General features: G+C 71.8%; 20 protein-coding genes. 8 read left to right on the top strand and 12 right to left on the bottom strand.

The window, feature by feature from the left end; genetic code table 11:
- Positions 1–43: 43 nt before the first annotated feature.
- Entirely contained in the window at positions 44–709 is a 666-nt protein-coding gene (locus tag ACZ3I3_RS33875) for a potassium channel family protein (protein WP_467371300.1), read from the top strand.
- Complete coding sequence (locus ACZ3I3_RS33870; protein WP_467371298.1) at positions 706–2,127, top strand: DUF2252 domain-containing protein; 1,422 nt, start codon at positions 706–708, stop codon at positions 2,125–2,127. Before ACZ3I3_RS33875 ends, ACZ3I3_RS33870 begins: the two co-directional genes overlap by 4 nt.
- 19 nt (positions 2,128–2,146) lie before the next feature.
- On the opposite strand, the gene ACZ3I3_RS33865 is transcribed toward ACZ3I3_RS33870, so the two are convergent.
- The 3 genes from ACZ3I3_RS33865 to ACZ3I3_RS33855 all read right to left on the bottom strand — a co-directional run bounded on the left by ACZ3I3_RS33865 (position 2,147) and on the right by ACZ3I3_RS33855 (position 4,655).
- Positions 2,147–2,344: a hypothetical protein gene (locus tag ACZ3I3_RS33865; RefSeq protein WP_020276994.1), complete on the bottom strand. Its 198-nt coding sequence runs from the start codon at positions 2,342–2,344 to the stop codon at positions 2,147–2,149.
- 124 nt (positions 2,345–2,468) lie between these two features.
- Positions 2,469–3,008 carry a hypothetical protein gene (locus ACZ3I3_RS33860; RefSeq protein ID WP_467371296.1) on the bottom strand — a complete coding sequence of 180 codons (540 nt, stop codon included), beginning with the start codon at positions 3,006–3,008 and terminating at the stop codon, positions 2,469–2,471.
- 18 nt (positions 3,009–3,026) lie between these two features.
- The gene (locus ACZ3I3_RS33855) at positions 3,027–4,655 is read right to left on the bottom strand and encodes an MFS transporter (RefSeq protein ID WP_467371343.1); all 1,629 of its coding nucleotides are present in this window, start codon (positions 4,653–4,655) and stop codon (positions 3,027–3,029) included.
- A 150-nt stretch (positions 4,656–4,805) separates the two neighbouring features.
- On the opposite strand from ACZ3I3_RS33855, the gene ACZ3I3_RS33850 reads away from it, so the two are divergent.
- Positions 4,806–5,771, top strand: coding sequence for a hypothetical protein (locus tag ACZ3I3_RS33850; protein ID WP_467371294.1), 966 nt, complete (start codon positions 4,806–4,808; stop codon positions 5,769–5,771).
- Positions 5,772–5,774: 3 nt separating this feature from the next.
- Here the strand turns inward: ACZ3I3_RS33850 and ACZ3I3_RS33845 are convergent, their stop codons facing one another.
- From ACZ3I3_RS33845 to ACZ3I3_RS33815, 7 genes are all read right to left on the bottom strand, one after another.
- On the bottom strand, positions 5,775–8,477 hold the full coding sequence (locus tag ACZ3I3_RS33845) for a winged helix-turn-helix domain-containing protein (protein ID WP_467371292.1): 2,703 nt from the start codon (positions 8,475–8,477) through the stop codon (positions 5,775–5,777).
- Positions 8,478–8,495: 18 nt separating this feature from the next.
- Complete coding sequence (locus ACZ3I3_RS33840; RefSeq protein WP_467371290.1) at positions 8,496–9,347, bottom strand: class II glutamine amidotransferase; 852 nt, start codon at positions 9,345–9,347, stop codon at positions 8,496–8,498.
- Between the two features lie 225 nt (positions 9,348–9,572).
- Positions 9,573–9,755, bottom strand: coding sequence for a DoxX family protein (locus ACZ3I3_RS33835; RefSeq protein WP_467371288.1), 183 nt, complete (start codon positions 9,753–9,755; stop codon positions 9,573–9,575).
- Positions 9,752–11,719, bottom strand: coding sequence for an acetoacetate--CoA ligase (locus ACZ3I3_RS33830; RefSeq protein ID WP_467371286.1), 1,968 nt, complete (start codon positions 11,717–11,719; stop codon positions 9,752–9,754). Before ACZ3I3_RS33830 ends, ACZ3I3_RS33835 begins: the two co-directional genes overlap by 4 nt.
- Positions 11,716–13,302, bottom strand: a complete 1,587-nt coding sequence (gene mhpA, locus ACZ3I3_RS33825) for a bifunctional 3-(3-hydroxy-phenyl)propionate/3-hydroxycinnamic acid hydroxylase MhpA (protein ID WP_467371284.1) — start codon at positions 13,300–13,302, stop codon at positions 11,716–11,718. Before mhpA ends, ACZ3I3_RS33830 begins: the two co-directional genes overlap by 4 nt.
- A 7-nt stretch (positions 13,303–13,309) precedes the next feature.
- Entirely contained in the window at positions 13,310–14,299 is a 990-nt protein-coding gene (locus tag ACZ3I3_RS33820; protein ID WP_467371282.1) for a fumarylacetoacetate hydrolase family protein, read from the bottom strand.
- Between the two features lie 29 nt (positions 14,300–14,328).
- Positions 14,329–15,474, bottom strand: a complete 1,146-nt coding sequence (locus ACZ3I3_RS33815) for a VOC family protein (RefSeq protein WP_467371280.1) — start codon at positions 15,472–15,474, stop codon at positions 14,329–14,331.
- Positions 15,475–15,609: 135 nt separating this feature from the next.
- Between ACZ3I3_RS33815 and ACZ3I3_RS33810 the strand changes: the two genes are divergently transcribed.
- Positions 15,610–16,245 carry a TetR/AcrR family transcriptional regulator gene (locus ACZ3I3_RS33810; protein WP_467371278.1) on the top strand — a complete coding sequence of 212 codons (636 nt, stop codon included), beginning with the start codon at positions 15,610–15,612 and terminating at the stop codon, positions 16,243–16,245.
- Between the two features lie 138 nt (positions 16,246–16,383).
- Here the strand turns inward: ACZ3I3_RS33810 and ACZ3I3_RS33805 are convergent, their stop codons facing one another.
- On the bottom strand, positions 16,384–17,562 hold the full coding sequence (locus ACZ3I3_RS33805; RefSeq protein WP_467371276.1) for an acyl-CoA dehydrogenase family protein: 1,179 nt from the start codon (positions 17,560–17,562) through the stop codon (positions 16,384–16,386).
- 139 nt (positions 17,563–17,701) lie between these two features.
- On the bottom strand, positions 17,702–18,070 hold the full coding sequence (locus tag ACZ3I3_RS33800) for a four-helix bundle copper-binding protein (protein ID WP_467371274.1): 369 nt from the start codon (positions 18,068–18,070) through the stop codon (positions 17,702–17,704).
- 125 nt (positions 18,071–18,195) lie between these two features.
- Here ACZ3I3_RS33800 and ACZ3I3_RS33795 point away from each other — a divergent pair, with 125 nt between their 5' ends.
- The 4 genes from ACZ3I3_RS33795 to ACZ3I3_RS33780 all read left to right on the top strand — a co-directional run bounded on the left by ACZ3I3_RS33795 (position 18,196) and on the right by ACZ3I3_RS33780 (position 20,103).
- Positions 18,196–18,600, top strand: coding sequence for a ChaB family protein (locus tag ACZ3I3_RS33795; RefSeq protein ID WP_467371272.1), 405 nt, complete (start codon positions 18,196–18,198; stop codon positions 18,598–18,600).
- Positions 18,601–18,637: 37 nt separating this feature from the next.
- Positions 18,638–19,003 carry a DUF6479 family protein gene (locus ACZ3I3_RS33790; protein WP_467371270.1) on the top strand — a complete coding sequence of 122 codons (366 nt, stop codon included), beginning with the start codon at positions 18,638–18,640 and terminating at the stop codon, positions 19,001–19,003.
- A 75-nt stretch (positions 19,004–19,078) separates the two neighbouring features.
- Positions 19,079–19,429 (top strand): DUF8129 domain-containing protein, encoded by a 351-nt coding sequence (locus tag ACZ3I3_RS33785; protein ID WP_467371268.1) that lies wholly within the window; start codon positions 19,079–19,081, stop codon positions 19,427–19,429.
- Between the two features lie 167 nt (positions 19,430–19,596).
- Positions 19,597–20,103: a SigE family RNA polymerase sigma factor gene (locus ACZ3I3_RS33780; protein WP_467371266.1), complete on the top strand. Its 507-nt coding sequence runs from the start codon at positions 19,597–19,599 to the stop codon at positions 20,101–20,103.

The following is a 20,103-nucleotide window of genomic DNA, read 5'->3' as shown; positions in this document are numbered from 1 at the left end:
CCCAGCAGCCTTCCGGCCGCCGGACGGAACGAAGAGACACGAGATGAGCGATCCGAGCACTGCCCCGACGGACCGCGCCCGGTCCGGGCCGGACGCCCACCGGCGCCGCAGGCGGCTCCGCCCCCGCCGGTGGGCGGCTGTCGCCGCCGTCGCCCGCGCCGTGCTCATCGCCGCCGGCCTCGTCACCGCCTACTACCTGCTGCCCCTGGACGAGCGCGGTACCGCCGGTGCCTCGGCGCTGCTCGTGTGCGGCCTGCTGGCGGTGCTGCTGGTGTTCGGCTGGGAGGTGCGGGCCATCATGCGCTCAGCCCACCCGCGTCTGAAGGCAGTCGAGGCACTGGCCGCCACGCTGGCCCTGTTCCTGGTCCTCTTCGCAGGCGCCTACTACCTGCTGGACCGCTCCGCCCCGGACTCCTTCAGCGAGCCGATGACCAGGACGGACGCCCTGTACTTCACGCTCACCACCTTCAGCACCGTCGGCTACGGGGACATCGCGGCACGCTCCCAGACCGGGCGGGTGCTGACGATGGTGCAGATGGCGGGAGGGCTGCTGCTCGTGGGCGTCGCCGCACGGGTGCTGGCGAGCGCGGTCCAGGCGGGGCTGAGCCGGCAGCGCCGGGAGCCGCCGGCCCAGCCGCGCACTGGCACCGGCACCGGCACCGGCACCGGCACCGACGCGGGGACTCGGGACAGGGAGGCCGGACCATGACCGTACCCAGCGCTTTCACCGCGTCCCTGTCGCCGGCCGAGCGAGCGGCGTACGGCAGGAACGCGCGCAGACGGGCGTCGCGTTCGTGCCACGGCTGGTACGAGACGGCGCAGCGGCGACCCGACCCGATCGAGGTGATCGAGCATCAGTCGGCCGATCGTGTAACGGAGTTGGTGCCGATCCGCTACGGCCGCATGCTGGAGTCGCCGTTCCGCTTCTACCGCGGCGCAGCCGCGATCATGGCGGCGGACCTGGCACCCCTGCCCAACACCGGACTGCAGGTGCAGCTCTGCGGGGACGCCCACCCGCTGAACTTCCGGCTGCTCGCCTCGCCGGAGCGCCGTCTGGTCTTCGACATCAACGACTTCGACGAGACCCTGCCCGGACCGTTCGAATGGGACGTGAAGCGACTGGCGGCCGGTTTCGTGACGGCCGGCCGGGCCAACGGCTTCTCGCGCAAGGAGCAGAACAGCACCGTGCGGGCCTGTGTGCGGGCCTACCGGGAGCGGATGCGCGAGTTCGCCGGCATGCGCACCCTGGACATCTGGTACGCCCAGGACGACGCCGACCGGCTGCGGGAACTGCTGGCGTCGTCGGACGACAAGTCGCTGGACAGGGAGACCAGACGCCGTACCGCCGAGGCCGCGGCGCGCGCCCGTACGCGTACGCATCTGAGGGCCTTCGAGAAGCTCACCCGCGTCACGGCCGAGGGCCGGCGCATCGCCCCGGACCCACCGCTGATCACCCCGCTCTCCCAGCTGTCGGCCGACTCGTCCGAGGCAGGGCGGGAGAAGGAACTCCAGACCCTCCTGGACGGGTACGCGCGGACCCTGCCGTCCGAGCGCCGGCACCTGTTGCGGCATTACCGTCTGGTGGACCTGGCCCGGAAGGTGGTGGGCGTCGGCAGCGTCGGTACGCGCTGCTGGGTGCTGCTCCTGCTCGGCAGGGACGACGACGATCCCCTGCTGCTTCAGGCCAAGGAAGCCCAGGAGTCGGTGCTGGCCCCGCACACGGGCGGCGAGCGCTACGACAACCAGGGCCGCCGGGTGGTGGCCGGACAGCGCCTGATGCAGACGACCGGCGACATCTTCCTCGGCTGGACGCACGTCGTGGGCCTCGACGGGCGGGGCCGGGACTTCTACGTGCGTCAACTGTGGGACTGGAAGGGCATCGCACGGCCGGAGACCATGGGCCCTGGTCTGCTCTCCCTCTTCGGCCGGCTGTGCGGGGCGTCCCTGGCACGGGCCCACGCCCGCTCGGGCGATCCCCTGGCCCTCGCCGCCTACCTGGGGGGCAGCGACCGCTTCGACCGCGCGCTCACCGAGTTCGCCCAGTCCTACGCCGACCAGAACGAGCGGGACTTCGCGGCGCTGGAAGCGGCCCGCCGCTCCGGCCGGATCAGGGCGAAGCAGCTCTGAGCGCGGCGCCCCGGTCCCGTCACTCGGGCAGCTGGCGCATCTCCAAGACCCGCAGTCCCAGTGACTGGCAGCGAGCCAGCAGCCCGTACAGGTGCGCTTCGTCCACGACGGGGCCGAACAGGACGGTCTGGCCGGACATCACCACATGGCCCAGCTCCGGAAAGGCTTTGGCCAACGTCTCCGACAGGTGTCCCTCGACTCGGATCTCGTAGCGCACGAGCTGTCCTTCCATCGACTGCCTCGGACAGGCGGACGGCGCCCTACCCTGCGATCGTCCGCCTCCGTGTTCCTTCGGGGCCTCACCCGGTACAGGTGACCGTCGCCCGGCAACGAGCCCGGGATCAATGCTTCAGAACGATCTTGACGGCGATGATCAGCAGACCGAGCAGCAGGTTGACCGACGCGGTGACGGCCATGAGCCGCCGCGAAGCACCGGCGCGGCGGGCCGCGGCCACGGACCAGCCCACCTGTCCGGCCACGGCGACGGACAGGGCCAGCCAGAGGGCGCCGCGCACGTCCAGGCCCAGGAGCGGACTGACGACCACCGCGGCGGCAGGCGGGACGGCGGCCTTGACGATCGGCCACTCGTCACGGCACACGTTCCAAACGACCCGGCGGTCCGGAGTCTGTTGCGCCAGGCGCGCCCCGAAGAGCTGGGCGTGCACGTGCCCGATCCAGAACACCACGCCGGTGAGCAACAGCAACAGCACCAGCTCGACGCGGGGGAACGAGCCCAGGGAGCCGGCGCCGACCACCACGGAGGCAGCGAGCATGGATCCGTAGACGCCGCCCGTGTAGTCCGCGCGGGCCCGGCGCTCGGCCCGGCGCTCCGCGCGGGCCGTGGCCGGGCCGGCTGTCGTTCCGGTTCTGGTCCTCGGCACCGGTGACTCCCTCCGGATTCAGCTCGTCGAGCCGCTCACTCCGGCCGGAGCGTCGGCGTCCGGCCGCCGCGGACGGCTGTCCCCGGCCGTCGGCAGGCGCGGTGTGACCAGGAGACTGGCGAGAGCGATGCCGCCGGTGGCCAGGATCGCCGCCTTCAGACCGTCGAGCTGCGCGGAGGCATAGGAGTCCGCGACGGCGTCGACCTCGGGCGGTGGCAACCCGGCACGCTCGGCCGCCGAGCGCACCTGATCGGTGGAGACGAAGGTGACCCCCGCCTGGAGAGCGACACCGACTTCCTGACGGGTCTGTTCGGACAGCCGCGGGTTGTCCGCCACCTGCGAGGTGAAGGCGTGGGCGAGCGCACCGATGAGGATCGACCCGATGAGGGCGGTGCCCAGTGCGGAGCCCAGATTCTGTGCCGTGAACTGGAGCCCTCCGGCCTCACTGCGTTCCGTCTCTCCGACGCCGGACTGGACGACGTTGCCCAGTTGCGAGGCGAGCAGGCCGACGCCGACGCCCAGCAGGGCCACGGCGCCGGCGAACTGCGCGTCGTCGATGACCGGGTCGATGGTGGCCAGCAGCCACACGATGGCCGCCGCCAGGGTCACCAGGGCCAGCCGGACCACCCGGCGCGGCCCCCACACCCGCCCCAGCGAGGACGCGGAAAGGGAGGTCACCAGCATCGTGGCGGACACCGGGAGCAGCCGCAGACCCGTCTCGAAGGCATCGAATCCCTGAACCACCTGCAAGTACAGCGGGATGGTGAAGAACAGCCCCAGCAGGATGAGGTTCTGGCTCAGCAGCGTCATCAGGCCGGACCGCAGGACGGGCCTGCCCAGCAGGGACAGGTGCACGAGGGGGTCGGCGCCCTGGTGCTCCCGCCGCCGCTCCCAGAGCCGGAAGAGGGCCAGGACGGCCGCCCCGGCACCGACGACGAACAGGGTCGGGGCGAAGCCGAAGACGGTGAAGGGCGGGTTGCGGGGCTGCACCCACCCCCAGGTGCTGCTCTGCAGCACCCCGAGCACGCCCAGCCCCAGCCCGGCCGCGGACAGCACCGCGCCGACCCCGTCCAGCCGCGGACGCGGGCCGCTCGGGGCGGACTTCGCGATCACCCGGCGGCACAGCAGGACGGCCACGACGACCACGACCTCGCCGGCGAAGACCAGCCGCCAGGTGAGGTACGTCGTCACCCAGCCCCCCAGGAGCGGGCCGACCGCGATCCCGGCGCCGGCGAGCCCGCCGATGACCGCGTAGGCGATGGCCCGGTCCTTCCCGCGATACGACTCGGCGACGAGGGCGGCCATCGCCGGCAGCACCATGGCGGCTCCGAGCCCTTCGATGACGGACCAGCCCAGCGTGAGGACCCACAGCGTGGGCGCCACGGCTGTCAGGGCCGATCCCACGCCGTAGACGACCAGCCCCAGAAGGAACATGCGGCGACGCCCCAGGATGTCCCCGAACCTGCCACCGATGACCATGAAAGCGGCCATGACCAGCGCGTACAGGGTGATGACGGCCTGGATGGCGGTGACCTCGGTGTCGAAGTCCTCGACCAGCTGACTGATGGACACGTTCATGACGGAGGTGTCCAGGACCATCAGGAACTGGGCCGTACCGAGGACGATCAGAGCCCGCCAGTGCTTCACACTGTCCACCTCGCCGAGTCGACCCGCCCATCACATCCCAGGCACGGGCCCCGTGCCTCACCCGCCACGGGGGAAGGGCCGCGCCGCGACGGTTCCGCTGGTGGAGAATGCGGGCGCCGATACCAGGGCGATTCGTGATAGATACGATTTGTGCCGTCTCGGGAGAATCTGAGAGCTGCGGGTTCCCGCAGGAAGCCCTTCCCTGAACGCTCGCTGCTGGCGTCGGTCGTCACCGATCCCGGACACCTGCCCGAACTCCTCGCCGACTTCGCCGTCCGCCGTATCGGTCCGGCCGTACCCGAAGCGATCGCCTCACTTCGGCGGAGCCACCCCGACGCCACCGAGACGGAGCTCCGGGCCCGGGTGATCGCCCGCGGCCGTCGGGCCGTCGTATCGGAGGGATCGATCGTGGGCGGCCCGTTCCTCGTCCTCATTCCCGTCGCGTTCTGCGCGGCGCTGCTCCGCCAGGCACGTACGGTCCTGGAGCTGGCCGCCCTCGACGGCCGCGACCCCACAGCGAGCGCCCGCGCCGGGGAACTCCTCGTCCTCCAAGGTGTGTACGAGGACACGCGGCAGGCGCAGCACGCGCTCACCCGCACCGGACGCGCCGCCGGCGCACCCACCCGCTGGAAGCGGTGGGCGGCCCTGTGGAACGTCACCCTGCGCATGGCACACCTCCTCGGCATCCTCCCGCCGGACGAAGCGAGTCATGAAACGGGCCGACGCCTGCGCCGGGTCGCCGTCCAGGCTTGGCGGTGGCTGCTCCTCGGCGTGGTCTTCCTGGTCGGAACGGTCGCCCCCCTCGTCTGGCTCCCGTACATGGCGGTGATCTACCGGCGCGCCGACGCCCGGCTGGCAGACCGTGTCCTCGCCTACTACTTCGCCGACACCGCACCCGCCCCGCGCCACCGGACCTCCCGCCTCGAACCGGAAGCAGTCGCGGCCGCGCTCCGCGCCCTCCTCTCCCTCCTGATTCCGCTCGCTCTGACCGCCGCGACCTTCCTGACCGGGCTGCGCATCGCCGACAGCCGCTGGCCGGTCCTCGGCATCGCCTTGGCCACGGCGTCCGCAGCGGTCGGCGTGCTCTGGTACTGGCGCCGCCACCGGCGCCCTTGACCGTCACAACAGCCCGAGGTCGCGCGCGCGGTGCACGGCGTCGCTGCGCCGGTTCACCGCCATCTTCCGGTACACGCTCTTGAGGTGGGTCTTCACCGTGTTCACCGACACATAGAGGTCGGCGGCGATCTCCTCCGTCGACATCATCCCGGCCAGCCGCTCCAGGACGTCACGCTCGCGTCCGCTCAGCTCCACCGCGACGAGTGGCGAGGGCGGCGATTGCGGGCCGGGCCGCTCATCCCGTCCCGCGGGGGGCGGGCCGGGCATGAGCCAGCCCGCTGCCAGCTCGTGCAGCGGAGCCGTGGCCAGGAGTGGCCCGATCCAAGCTCCCGCATCGAGGAAAGGACGCCGCAGCCGCTCGCGCCGGGCGTCGAGGAGCGCTTGGGCCACGAGCCTGCGGGCTGTCGCGGTGTCTCCCGACTCCTCCGCGGCCCGAGCCCTCACGAGCGCTGCCCTCACGGTCACCGCCGGACCCGTCCCGCCCTGGGTGCGGATGCTGTCGAGCAGGTCGACGGCCGCCTCGGGACGCCCCGCGGCGAGCTGGATCGCCGCGGCCTCCACGGCACACGCGGGCTGGTCGCCGGAGACGCGCCGGAGTACCGCGGTGGCTTCGTCCGGCCGGCCTTCGGCCAGGTGGGCGGCGGAGGCGACGAGCGCTTCATGGCTTGCCGCCCAAGGTGATGCCACGGCGGCGGAGACGGCCGGGTCCGCCGCCTCGACGGCGGCTCGTACCCTGCCCCTGGCCATCAGCAGACGAGCTGAGGCGAGGGCTCGTCCCGCCGCGGGCACCGGATCACGCGTTCCCGAGGGGAGGGCCACCTCGTCGAGGAGGGCCTGGGCCCGGTCCAGTTCATGGCGGTCGACGGCCACGGCGGCCAGGACCAGCCGTTCGATGCCGGAGCCGGACGGCTGGGGCAGGCCGACCCGCTCCGCCTCGGACACCGCCGCGAGGGCCCTGCGTTCCGCCCGGCCGAGCCAGCCGTTCAGATAGTCGAGCAGGGCCAGGTGCCCCATCGACTCCTCCCGGGGCAGCACGGTGGAGGCTGCGCCGGGAGTCCCTGCCACGGTGGTCAGGGCAGCGCGCGCGTCGTCGAAACGCCCGGCCCACAGCCGCACCGATCCCAGATGGGTCAGCAGCAGGGCGGGGATTTCGGGATGCTCGTCCAGGAGGTGCTCCGGGACTTCCCGCCGCAGCGCGTCGGCCGCTTCGGCGGCCTTCTCGGCCCGTGGGGGACATCCGGTCAGCCGGGCGGCCAGTGCCTCCAGCAGCGCGCAGCTCAGCTGGGCAGCCGCCAGGTCGGGCGCGTCGCCGGCCAGGTGCTTCTCGGCACGGCGCAGGCGGGGCAGACCGCGGTCCAGGTCGCACCGGGACAGGTCGTGGGCCGCGCGTACGAGGTCCGACGCCGGACTCCTGGCCTCGGGCCCCATGGGGGAGAACACCTGGGCCAGGTCACCCGAGCGCAGGCCGGTGAAGAGCTGTCCGATCGCCAGGTCGTCCACGAGGGCACCGGCGGCGAAATCCCAGTCTCCCGCGGCGGCGCCGTGGGCGAGCGTCTCCGGCAGGAATCCGTGACGACGCAGCCACCGCGCGGCCCGCCGGTGGAGTTCCGGCTCCAGGCCGGGCAGGCGCTCGCGCAGATGGGCCCGGAGTATCTCCCCGAACAGCGGATGGAGCTGGTACCACGAGTGCCCGAGGTGCTCCACGAACGCGTTGCCGCGGTGCAGCCCGGCGAGCACGGGTTCGGCATCGGCGCGGAGTGTCAGTGCGTCGGCCAGGCCGGGACAGAAGCGCTCCAGGACGCTGACGCGCAGCAGGAGGTCCTGTGTCTCTTCCGGCTGTGTCTTGAGGACTTCGGCCAGCAGGAAGTCCGCGACCGTGTTGCGGTCCGCCTCGAACTCCTTCAGGTAGCGCTCCGGGTCGGCGCTCTCCCGGGCGGCCAGGGCGGACAGGCGCAGGCCGGCGGCCCAGCCCCGGGTGCGGTCCACCAAGGCCCGTGCGGCGTGGACCGGCAGGATCAGACCGTGCAGCTCCAGCAGCGCGGCGGCCTCCTCGGGAGTGAAGGCCAGCTCGGCGGCGCGGATCTCCGTCAGCTCACCGGCCGCCCGGTAACGGTGCAGCGGAAGCAGCGGTTCGGTGCGCGTGACGAGGACGAGGTGCAGGCCCCGCCCGGCGTGGTGCAGCACGAACTCCAGCTGCTCCGCGACCTCCGGGGCGGTCACGCGGTCGTACTCGTCGAGCACGAGGACCACGGGCCGGTCGCGGTCGTCCAGCTCGGCGGCGAGGGACGCCAGCAGCTTCTGGTCCACCCCGGTCGCGTCCGCAGGGGCCCCGACCGCGTCGGATGCCAGTGCACCGCAGGTGCGCAGTGCCTGAAGGACGTAGGCCCAGAAGACCCCGGGACGCCGGTCCCCCACTTCTACGCTGAGCCAGGCGACCGGTGGCGGCAGTCCGGCGGCCCAGTCGGCGGCCAGCACGGTCTTGCCGGCCCCTGCCACACCGTTGACCAGTGTCAACGGTGTCCGCAGAGCCTGGTCGAGGTGCTGGACGAGCCGCTGCCGCCGTAGAAACGTCGCAGGCCTCGCGGGGAGGGCGAACCGGGTGCGCAGGAGCGGGTTTCCCAGGGGATCGGCGGACGGGACGGCCGGAACGATCGGAACGGCCGGTCCTCGGGCGTCGTCGTGGGTCTCGGGCACGGAGCTCACCATCCCTGACGGGTTCGCCGGTCAGCTCCGGGCCGAGTCACCCTGCGGGGCGGGCCGGAAAGCATGGAGCGCGTCTCCGCCCGGCTGGATGATGCCGTAACTGCTCTCCGGCACCTCGTTCCACGCCCCGGGGAGGGTGCCCAGCGGTTCGGAGACGACGAGGCGGGTCTCGTCGGAGATGTCCCGCAGGAACGCGGCATCCGGGTGGAGCGCGCGCAGGGTGTCCACCTTGGTACTGAAGTACAACGACCGCGAGCGGCCCTCGCTGGAGTAGCGGAACACCCATACGCGTTCGCCGTCGGCCACCGCGAGGGTCATCTGCAGCGGGTGGGGGACGCCGTGCGCGTGCCCCTCCTTCTCGACCAGGCCTGCCATGCGCGCCACGGCACCGGGAGGGTCCTCCGTCAGGCCGAAGGTGAGGGCCAGGAAGAACATGAGCTCGGAGTCGGTGGAACCCTCGATGTCGAGATACAGGTCCGGATCGACGGCCAGAGCGAGGTCACGCCGGAGGCTGTGGAACCCGCTGATCGCCCCGTTGTGCATCCACATCCAGCGACCGCTCCGGAAGGGGTGGCAGTTGGTCTGCTGCACGGCCGTCCCGGTCGATGCCCTGATGTGCGCGAAGAACAGACCCGAGCGAACGTGGTGGGCGACCTCCAGCAGATTGCGGTTGTTCCAAGCCGGACCGACATCCCGCAGCACCGCCGGAGTGTCCGTGTCCTGCGTGTACCAGCCGACACCGAAACCGTCGCCGTTGGTCGTCTCCACCCCCATGCGGGAGTGCAGGCTCTGGTCGATCAAGGAGTGTTCCGGCTGGAAGAGGACCTGGCTGAGAAGGACGGGCGTACCCGAGTAGGCGATCCAGCGGCACATCCTGGGTCCCCCGTTTCTTGTATCGGGAGGACGAACTCGCTCAGGGTTTTCTCCGGCTCTGGCCTTCCGTCTCGGGAACCCCTCACGCGTCGGTCGTTCACTCATCCACGGTAGGAGCCGCGAGAAGGGGGCGCATGTTGGCTGTCGACGCCCCCCTCCGCTGGACGGCGTACGCTGCGGGCCGTCAGCCGGTACCGACCGCCAGCCCGGCATACGCCACCGCCGTCAAGGCCGGCACGGCGCCGCTCCGGCCACTTCCAGGATGCCGACGACGCGGTAGAGGCTCGGCGACATGCCGAGGTGTGCTGCCGCCTGCCGCATGAACGGCACGGCGGCGATCTTCGCCGCTCCCAGTGGCAGGAAGACCAGGGCCAGGACGACGGCGAGGGTGGTCTGTGCGGTTGTCACGTCGACCGGCCCCGGCGTCCGGCGCCCAGGCGGGCGAAGTGATCGACGAGGTCGGGGGCGTCCACGACCGCGGGGTTGACGACCTGCTCGACGGGGACGCCCTGGAGGAGGCGTTTGACGGGGACTTCGAGTTTCTTTCCGGTGCGGGTGTGCGGGATGCCCGGTGCTTCGAGGATCTCGTCGGGTACGTGGCGGGGTGATGCCCCGGTCCGGATGGCTTCCTTGATCTTCTCGCGGAGCGGGTCGTCCAGGGTCACCCCGGCGGCGAGGACCACGAACAGCGGCATCCAGTAGCCGCCGTCAGGTTCCTCGGCACCGATGACGAGCGCCTCGGTGATCTCGGGGAGGCGTTCGACGGCGTCGTGGATGTCGGCGCTGCCCAGGCGTACGCCGTTGCGGTTCAAGGTGCTGTCCGAGCGGCCGTGGACGATCACGGAGCCGTGTCCCGTGACCGTGATCCAGTCGCCGTGCCGCCACACGCCGGGGTAGGAGGAGAAGTAGGCGTCGCGGTAGCGGGTGCCGTCGGGGTCGTTCCAGAAGTACAGCGGCATCGACGGCATCGGGCGGGTGACGACCAGTTCCCCGACCTGGTCCACGACCGGGAAGCCCTCGGCGTCGTACGCGGCCAGGGCCACGCCCAGGTGGGGCGCCGACAACTCGCCCGCCCAGACAGGGAGGTTGGGTGCGCTGCCCGCGAAGCCGGAGACGACGTCCGTGCCGCCGCTGATGGATGCCAGCAGCACGTGGTCGCCGACGTGGTCACGGACCCAGGGGTAGGCGGACGCGGGCAGGGCGGAGCCGGTGCAGCCCACCACTCGGATCGACGACAGGTCGTGGACGGACGGGTCGATGCCGAACTTGGCCATGCCCAGCAGGTACTGGGGGCTGGTGCCGAAGACGGTCACCCTGTGGCGCGCAGCCAGTTCCCACAGGACGTCCAGCTTGGCGAAGGGTGCCGGGCTCCCGTCGTACGTGCACGTCGTGGCGCCGGTCAGCAGCGTGGAGGCGACCAGGTTCCACATCATCCAGTGGGTGGTGGTGTACCACAGGAGACGGTCGCCGGGGCCGAGGTCGGAGTGGAGGCCGAGAGACTTCAGATGCTCCAGCAGGACGCCGCCGTGGCCGTGGACGATGCCCTTGGGCAGGCCGGTGGTGCCGGAGGAGAACACCACCCACAGGGGGTGGTCGAACGGCACCGGCGTACAGGTGAGTTCCTCGGCACGGGTGGCGGCGTCCTCCCAAGGGACGATCAGCGACGGGTACGCCTGCGACGGCCACGGCAGGCCCACGTGGTCCACCAGGAGCGTCGCCTTCAGCGTCGGCAGCGCGCCGACGAGTTCGAGGGTGGCGTCGCGGCGGTCGTGCGTGGTGCCGTTGAAGAGATAGCCGTCGGCTCCGATCAGGACGGTGGGTTCGAGCTGGGCGAAGCGGTCGGCGGCGGCCTTGGGGGCGTAGTCCTGCCCGCAGACCGACCACACCGCGCCCAGGCTCGCGGCGGCGAGGAACGCGACGATCGCGTGCGGGGTGTTGGGCAGGTAGCCCACCACGCGGTCCCCCTTGCCGACGCCGAGGTCGCGCAGGGTGGCTGCGACGGAGGCGACCTGGGCACGCAGGCGTCTCGCGGTCACCTCGTAGCCGGAGCCGGTCTCATCGAGGGCGATGATCGCCACGGCGTCGTCGGCGAGGTTGCGCAGGGCGTGGTGGGCGTAGTTGAGGGTGGCGCCGGGGAACCAGCGGGCGCCGGGCAACCGCTCCTCCGCCAGTACCTGCTCGTACGGGGTGTCCGCGTCGATGTCGAAGTACTCCCACACCGCGCCCCAGAAACCCTCCAGGTCGGTGACCGACCAGCGGTGCAGGGCGGCGTAGTCGGAGCCGGCCAGGCCGACGTGGCGCGCGAAGTCCATGATGTGGCTGTCCGCGACGGCCTGCGGATCAAGCGTCGTGAAAGGCTCGGGCACGGTCATCGTGTGGCGCTCCTCAGCAGGCTGTTCTCGACGGTCCGTCCGGGTGACAGTGGGGGGCTGTGCGTGGTGTGCAGAAGGGCCGCCCAGGTGGCGGTGTCGGTGAAGGCGCGGTCCCCTGCCGGGACGACGTCCATGACGACGCGGTCGGGGCGCAGCAGGACGGCGTCGGCCCGGCCGGCGCGCAGCCAGGCGGCGAGCGTGCCGTCGTCGCCGAGGCCGGTCACGGGGATCGACCGGGCGCCGAGCCCGTGGGCGAGGGCGTTGAGCGAGGGCCAGGGTTCCGCGGCGGTCAGCACGGTGAAGGAGTCGCCGAGCAACTCGTCGAGGCGCGTGTGCCGTCCCTCGGCGGTGATCCACGGTTGCGGGCAGTGGGTGCCCACCAGGCTCCTGCGCAGGCGGCGTCGGACGAGGGGCCCGGCGGTCAGGGGCGGGCTGAGGTCGCGGCCGGCCGCCGCGGTCAGGCCGGGTATGCGGCAGGCCGCGGTCAGGAGTCTGCGGCGCACTGCGGCGGCGCCGTCCTGGCCGCCGGTCATGGCCCAGCCCATGGCGACCGCGAGCCGGATCACATGCCGGGCGTGCGGCTTGCGCTCGCTCTCGTATGTGGCCAGCAACCGCTCGTCGCCGCCCTGTTGGAGGACCCGGGCGAGCTTCCAGGTGAGGTTGTAGGCGTCGCGCAGCCCCGAGCACAGGCCCTGCCCGATGAACGGCGGGGTGAGGTGGGCGGCGTCACCGAGGAGGAAGACCCGTCCGCTGCGCCATCGGTCGGCGACGCGCGCCCGGAAGGTGTACTGCGCCTCGCGGACGATCTCGAACTCCTCGTCGCAGGAAGGCGGCAGCCACGGTGCGACCAGCTCGCGCACCGGCTCCTCGGCGTCCCGGAGCCGGAACTCCCAGCGGTAGCGGTCCTCGCCGACGCGCATGAAGGTCGCCGGGCGGTGCGGGTCACAGACCTGGTCGACGCCCTCCCAGCAGCGGACATCGGCCTTCGTGCGGACGTCGATGACGGTCCAGCCCTCCTCGAAGCCCAGGTCCTCCCATACGGCGCCGATGGCGTCACGGGTGAGGCTGTTCGCCCCGTCGCAGCCGAGCACCGCCTCGGCCCGCAGCTGGTGGTCGCCGTCGTCGTCGCGATAGGTCACCCGCAGGGGGCCCTCGGTGTCGGGGCCGATGCCGGTGACCTCCACGCCGCCGCGCAGTTCGCACTCCGGGTGCCGGGCGAAGGCGTCGCGCAGCAGTCGCTCCAGGTCGGGCTGGTCGAACATGCTGGTCTGCGGGTAGCCGTGCGGGCCGTGCCCGGTGCGGCGGAACTCGGCCATCACCCGGTGCCGGGCGTCCAGCAGCCGCAGCCCGTTCGCCGGGCGGGCGATCGCGGTGAACTCCTCCCCCACGCCCGCGGCTTGGAGGATCCTGCGGACCTCGTCGTCGGTGGCGACGGCGCGCGGGAGGGGGTAGACGTCCCGGTGGCGGTCCAGGACTACGGTGCGTACTCCGCGCCGGGCGAGGAGGAGGGCGGCGGTCACGCCCACCGGTCCGGCGCCGATGATCACCACGGGTGCGTCTGTCCCGTTGCGTTCGACGGTCATGTGCGGCTCACTTCGAGGTCGGCTTCGCGTCCGCGACGGGCGTGCGCTGCTCACCGAGGTCGATCCGGCCGTCCGGGGTCGCGATCGTCGCTGTGATCACGTCACCCGTGTGCAGGTAATGGGGGTTCTTCGCCTGGGACTTGAAGAACGCCTTCCACTTCACGGCGGGCGGCAGCAGTGCGCCGATCTTCTCCACCGGCTTCGGCGGGGCCTTCAGCGCCGTACCGCCGGGCGTGCCGGTCAGCAGCAGGTCGCCGGGGTCGAGAGTCTGGAAGCGGGCCAGCAGGGTCAGGGCCTGCGCCGGGCGGACGATCATGTCGGCGAGGGTGCGGTCCTGGCGCAGGTCGCCGTTGACGGACAGCTTCAGGCGCAGATCGAGGAGGTGGGCGAAGTCCTCCAGCTCCAGCAGCGCCAGGTACGGGCCGGTCGGCGTGAAGGTCGGGTACGACTTGCTTTCGTAGAACTGCGTCTTGGTCAGCTGGACATCGCGGGCGCTGATGTCGTTGGTGATCACGAGCCCGGCGACGTACGACGGCAGGTCCCGCTCCTCGACCGGTGTGCCGACGGGCAGGGGCGCGCCCATGACGAGCCCGAGTTCGATCTCGTAGTCGAGGAACTCCACGTGGGAGGGCCGCACGACGGCGTCGCCGGGTCCGCTGACCGAGCCGGACGCCTTCCGGAAGAAGGTGGCCGGGATGTCGCCGGTGAAGCCCGAATCACGGGCGTGGCTGCGGTAGTTGACCATCTGGGCGACCACCCGGCAAGGAGTGGTGACCGGCGAGAGGGCCACCAGGTCGGCGACGGGCGTGCCCGCTTCGGCCGAGAGCGCCGCCTCGCGTACGGCGTCACGGTCGGCGATCAGCTCGGCGGTGGTGACGGCCTTGGTGTCGACGGGGACGGCCCGGTCGAGGGGGGTCTCCCCTGCTCGATCGGAGTCGGGAGCATGAGGGAGGACCACCCACCAGCCGTCGGCGGTGCGCAGGACATTGGTGCTCATGTCAGTACCTTCGTGAGGGGGCGGAGGATTCAGGACCTGGCAGCCTTGAGCAGGCCCAGCAGGCGTACGGGGTCCATCTCGTTGTCACCGCGCAGGGCCTCGATGACGTCGCGCAGCCGCTGCGGGGAGGGGCTCGCGCCGAGGAAGTCGCGGGTGGCCGGCGGTCCCCACTGGGCGAGGCCACTGGTCGACAGGGGCGCCCACCCGGGCTCGACGTCGCAGGAGAACAGGTCGCCGTCGGCGAAGTGCTCCAGCATGAAGCGGTCGGGGTCGCGCCAGTAGTCGAAGAGCTGGCTGCCCTGGATATGCCGGCCGATGCCCCAACTGCGCTGGTAGCCGCGCTCCTTGAGGTACTCGCCGCCGACGGCGATCGAGTCCAGGTCGGTGACCTGGTAGGCGGAGTGGACATAGCCCGTGCCCGGCCCCAGGTGCATGGCCAGCGTGTGATGGTCGGCCGGCACACTGCCGAGGTCGCAGCGGATGAACGCCATGACGGGGCCGCGCTCGCGCTGCCCGTCCAGGAACTGGAAGTCGGACACGATCATCCCCAGCGTGTCCAGGTACCAGTCCAGGGCCCGGCTGAACACGCGGGTCTCCAGGACGACATGACCCAGTCGCTGAATGCGGGACGGCTCACGCGGCGGGCGCTGTGTGCCGTTCGTACGGGGGCGATCGGTGCCGGAGTTGAGCAGCAGCGGGCGTTGCCCGGGCAGCGCCGACAGCTGCTCGCCGCAGTGCACCACCCGCACCGGGAAGCCCGAGGGATCGAGCAGGCCGACCGCCTTGCCGCCGCCCGGCACGTCCGCGTCCCGCACGTCGGAGCCGGTGGCCCGCGCCAGCCGGTCCAGATCGGCCCGTTCCGCCGCGCGGAACGCCGGGCCGGTGAAACGGGACGTACGCCCGCGCCGGATCACCATGCACGGCGTACCGGCGAAGGTGCCGCGCAGCCACAGCGCGCCCTCGGTGCGCGCGGCGACCTGGAAGCCGAAGTCCCGGGCGAAGACCTCGGCCCGCTCCAGGTCCGGTTTCTCGAACTCCAGCCAGGCCAGGTCCGCCACCTTGATCACGGGATTCCGGGAGCGGCCGGGATGCTCACCGCGCAGGGCGCCCTGCTCGCTGTGCAGGTCCTGGTGGGCCGTCCTGACGTCAGGCCCGTGGACGGGGGTTTCAGACATGGTGCCCTCCGATCAGCATCGCCGTCATGAGGAAATCATCAAGTCTGACAGTGTCATCGTCAAGGCGTTAGCGACATAGAATTGATGGATTCATCAGAGCTGCTGTTGTCATCGGTCAGCGGTTAGACTCTGCGCATGCCTACGTCAGCCCCGCCCAGCAACCGGTTCGAGCGGCGCCGCGCCGAGACCCGTCGCGCGCTCGTTCGCGCCGCCCGGCGGATACTCGCCGAGACCGGTGACACCGGCGTCAGCATCCAGGCGATCGCCGAGCGCGCCGACGTCGGCTTCGGCTCCTTCTACAACCACTTCGAGTCGAAGACCGAGCTGTTCGAGGCGGCGGTGGTGGACGCTCTCGAGGAGTACGGCCAGAGCTTCGACGAGCGCCTGGCCGGGATCGACGACCCGGCGGAACTCGTCGCGGCCGGATTCCGGCTCAGCGCCCGGATGGCCGACTCCCACCCGGAGCTCATGCAGGTCCTGCGCCGTCGCGGCCTCGGTCACATCCACTCGGACAACGGTCTGGCCCGGCGGGCACTGCGTGACCTCGAGGTCGGCATGGCCTCCGGCCGCTTCACCGCCGTCGACCCGGCGGTCGCCCTGTCCGCACTGGGCGGGACCCTGCTGTCCCTGGTGGAGCTGAGATTCGCCCGCCCCGACCTGGACGGCGACGAGGCCGCGATGAGCCTGGCCGAGATGACCCTGCGGATGCTGGGCGTACCGCCGGACGACGCCCACGACGTAGCCCGGCGCCCCCTCCCCGACCCCGCCTGAGCGCCTGGCCTCCTACGCACTCGGTGCCGAGCTCGGCCGGAGCGTGACCGAGCGGCCGTTGAAGCCGGCGGCGCCCCTCTCCCGTACGGTGACGACGGAGCGCAGACGTGCCGACTGAGAAATCATCGTCACAGGTCGTCAGCGTCGCACCCGCGGCATCCCCAGCCCGATCCACGAGATGATCTCCCGCTGGATCTCGTTGTTGCCGCCGCCGAAGGTGAAGATGACCGCCGAGCGGTAGCCGCGTTCCAGCTCGCCGCGCAGCACCGCGCCCGCCGAGCCCTCCTTCAGCGCACCGGGGGCGGCGACGATCTCCATGAGCCAGGCGTAGGCGTCGCGCCGGGCCTCGGAGCCGTAGACCTTGACGGCGGAGGCGTCCTGCGGGGTGAGGGTGCCGTCCTGGACGGCACCGACCATCCGCCAGTTGAGCAGCTTCAGCGCGTCCAGCCGGGCGTGGGTCCGGGCCAGCAGGCGGCGTACCCACGGCAGGTCGGCGACGCGGCGGCCGTCGGCGAGCTTGGTCTCCATCGCCCAGCGCTGCACGTCATGCAGGGCGCGGATCGCCATGGTGCCGTGGGCGGCCAGGGTCACGCGCTCGTGGTTGAGCTGGTTGGTGATCAGCCGCCAGCCCTCGTTCTCGGCTCCGACCCGGTGGGAGACGGGGACGCGGACGTTCTCGTAGTAGCTGGCCGTGGTGTCGTGCGAGGCGAGGGTGTTGATGAGGGTGCAGGAGTAGCCGGGGTCGGTGGTCGGCACCAGGAGCATGGTGATGCCCTTGTGCGGCGGGGCGGCGGGATCCGTACGGACCGCGAGCCACACCCAGTCCGCCGTGTCGCCGTTGGTCGTCCAGATCTTCTGGCCGTTGACGACGTACTCGTCGCCGTCCCTCACCGCACGGGTCCGCAGGGACGCGAGGTCGGTGCCCGCTCCGGGCTCGCTGTAGCCGATGGCGAAGTCGATCTCGCCGGAGAGGATCCGCGGCAGGAAGTAGGCCTTCTGCTCCTCGGTCCCGTACCGCATGATCGTCGGTCCGACGGTGTTCAGCGCCATGAGCGGCAGCGGGACGCCGGCCTGGGCGGCCTCGTCGAAGAAGATGAACTGCTCCATCGCGGTCAGGCCGCGCCCGCCGTACTCTTCGGGCCAGCCCACGCCGAGCCGGCCGTCCGCACCGAGCCGCCGGATGGTCTCGCGGTAGAACCGCTTCTGGGCGGCCGGGTCGCCGTGCCGGGCGTACGCGTGGTCCGGGACCAGTTCGGCGAAGTAGGCGCGCAGTTCCGTGCGCAGCCGCTGCTGCTCGGGCGTGTATTCGAGGTGCACGGCGCCTCCAGGCTCCCAAGGCCGGTCCTGTCGGCGCACACGGTAGAACGCGTTACAGAAATTGGGAATGGCGAGGGCCCGGGAACATCCCGGCCCAGCCCGCGAAAACCTCCTCGGTTCAGCGTGGCGAGGAACCTCCTCAGTTCAGCGTGGCGAGGAAGTCGGTGCACGCCCGCGCGCACGCACGGCACGCCGCCGCCGAGTCCTCCGCCCCCGGCTGCCGGTCGAAGACGTGCGCGGCCTCCAGGCACACGGTCCGGCACCACTCCACCTGGACGCGGATGGTGTTCTCGTCCACCTGGTTCTGCTCGGACAGCACACGGCAGGTCGCGTCGCAGACCTCCGCGCACATGATGCCCTTGCGTCGTACGAGTTCCTGGTTCTCGGTGCCGTCGGGATCCACGAGGCTCGCGCGCAACGCGCACGCCCGGGCGCACTCGGTGCACGCCTGGGCACAGGCGAAGCGGTCCTCCAGGAACCGGAACAGCTCCTGCTGGGATGTCGTCACACCGCGCGGGTAGCCCCGCCGATGCGGGTCAAACCCGGTGCCGCCAAGGGTTCCGTACGGTTTTCCGGCCCTGGCGACCGGGCACCCGGCAGGCCCGGGAACGACGACGCACGGAGGTGAGTCACATGCCCGGGCGAGAGGAACTTCCGTCGACCCTGGAGCGGTCCGCCAAGGAGGCGCAGCGCACCTGGATCAAGGCGCACGACTCGGCCGTGGAGCAGTACGGCGAGGGTGAGCGCGCGCACCGCGTGGCCTTCGGGGCGCTGAAGCACACGCATGAGAAGGTCGGCGACCACTGGGAGCGCAAGGAGGGCGGCCGCAAGGCCCCTTCGGACCCGCGCTCGGCCCGGCCCCGGCAGCAGGGCGGCCGCAGCGGCGAGGGCGTCGACGAGCGTGCCTCGAAGGAGCACCTGTACGACCTCGCGAAGCGGCTCGGTGTCGAGGGGCGGTCGCGCATGTCGAAGGCGGAGCTGCTGGACGCCGTCCGCAAGGAGAACCGGTCGAAGACCCGGGCCGCACGGTCGGGGTGAGCAGGTTCATGGGGAGGACCAGGGGTACTCGCGTGCCATGACTAGCGCATGGATGGAGATGGCCGCGGGCCGCGGGGCCCTCGGCATCGGGCTGATCGTGGCGGGTGTGGTGGTCGTGGCCCTGCTGCTGGGGGCCTTCGTCCTCGGCGTGCGCATCAAGCGCAGGGAGCTGCCCACGCCGCGGCCCGACGAGCAGCCGCGACTGCCCGACGGCGGCCCGGTCCGTGAGACGAGTGAGCGCCGGGAGCCCGAGGAGGTGCCGAGGAGCCAGGACCGTCTGACTCCGCACGAGCTGAAGACGCACGGCAACCAGAGCGACCGCAGGAGCGCGACCCAGGAGCGTCCCCGCTGGAACGAGGGCAGCAGCGGCTCGTTCGGCAGCGGCGGCCCGGGCGGCCGCTGACCCCCGCTCCCCGCACTCCGCTCCGCACCCCACGCCGTACACGTCGTACACGTCGTCCACAGGGAAGTGAGAACCATGACTGATCCCGCCCGCAACACGCTGCCGCTGCCGGACTACGACCACCTGCCGATCGGCGGCCTGGAGAGTCGTGTGCGGTCGCTGTCCGCGGACGAGGTGGAGGAACTGCTGGCGTACGAGCGGTCGCACGCCGACCGGCTGCCGGTGACCGAGCTGCTGGGGTCCCGCCTGGAGCAGCTGCGCGAGGGCGCGGAGCCGACGTCCGGCGATCCGGGCGCGCTGCGTCCCGAGACGGGTGAGGGGCACGGGGGCTCTCCGGTGTCGCCGGCCACGTCCCCGCAGCCGTTCAGCCCGCCGCCGCACGGCACACCCGACCAGCGGGGCAAGCCGAAGGGTGACCGCACGTAGCGTCGCCGGCGGACAGAGCCGACCAGAAGGGCCCGTGCCTGTGCGCGGGCCCTTTTGCGTGCCCACCACTCAGGGTGAGGTGGATCACAGCAGACAAGTGCAGCGTGACGTGGGGTCCAGCGTCTTTTCAGTGGTGCAGGGGGTCACTGAGACGCGGGACGGTGGGGATGGAGCAGGTTCGGGCGGACGGCTTCGACGAGTTCGTGGCCGCCCGTTGGTCGGCGCTGCTCCATGTCGCGCGGCTGCTGACGGGCGGCGACCGGCAGCGAGCCGAGGACCTGGTGCAGGAATCGCTGGTGAAGCTGTGGTTCGCCTGGCCGAAGGTGGCCGAACAGGCGCCGGAGGCGTACGTCCGCACGGTGCTGGTGCGGATGGCGGCGCGCTCGGCGAAGCGGCGCTGGTGGGGCGAGCGCCCGGTGGAGCAGCTGCCGGAGCTGGCCGAGCCGGGTGATGTGTCGTCCACCGTGGCGGAACGCTCGCGGCTGGAGGCCGCGCTGGCCCTGCTGTCTCCCAAGCAGCGGGCCGCGGTGGTGCTGCGCTACTACGAGGACCTGCCCGAGGCCCAGGTCGCCCAGGCGCTGGGTTGCCCGGTGGGCACGGCACGGTCCCACGCGTCACGCGGAGTCGCCCGGCTCCGCCAGATCCTGTCCGACGCCGTCAGGCCCGTGGGGTGA

It is taken from the genome of Streptomyces sp. NPDC016851 (assembly GCF_055562795.1).
The sequence above is the reverse complement of the archived record's forward strand: the minus strand, read 5'-3'. Positions and strand labels throughout refer to the sequence as shown.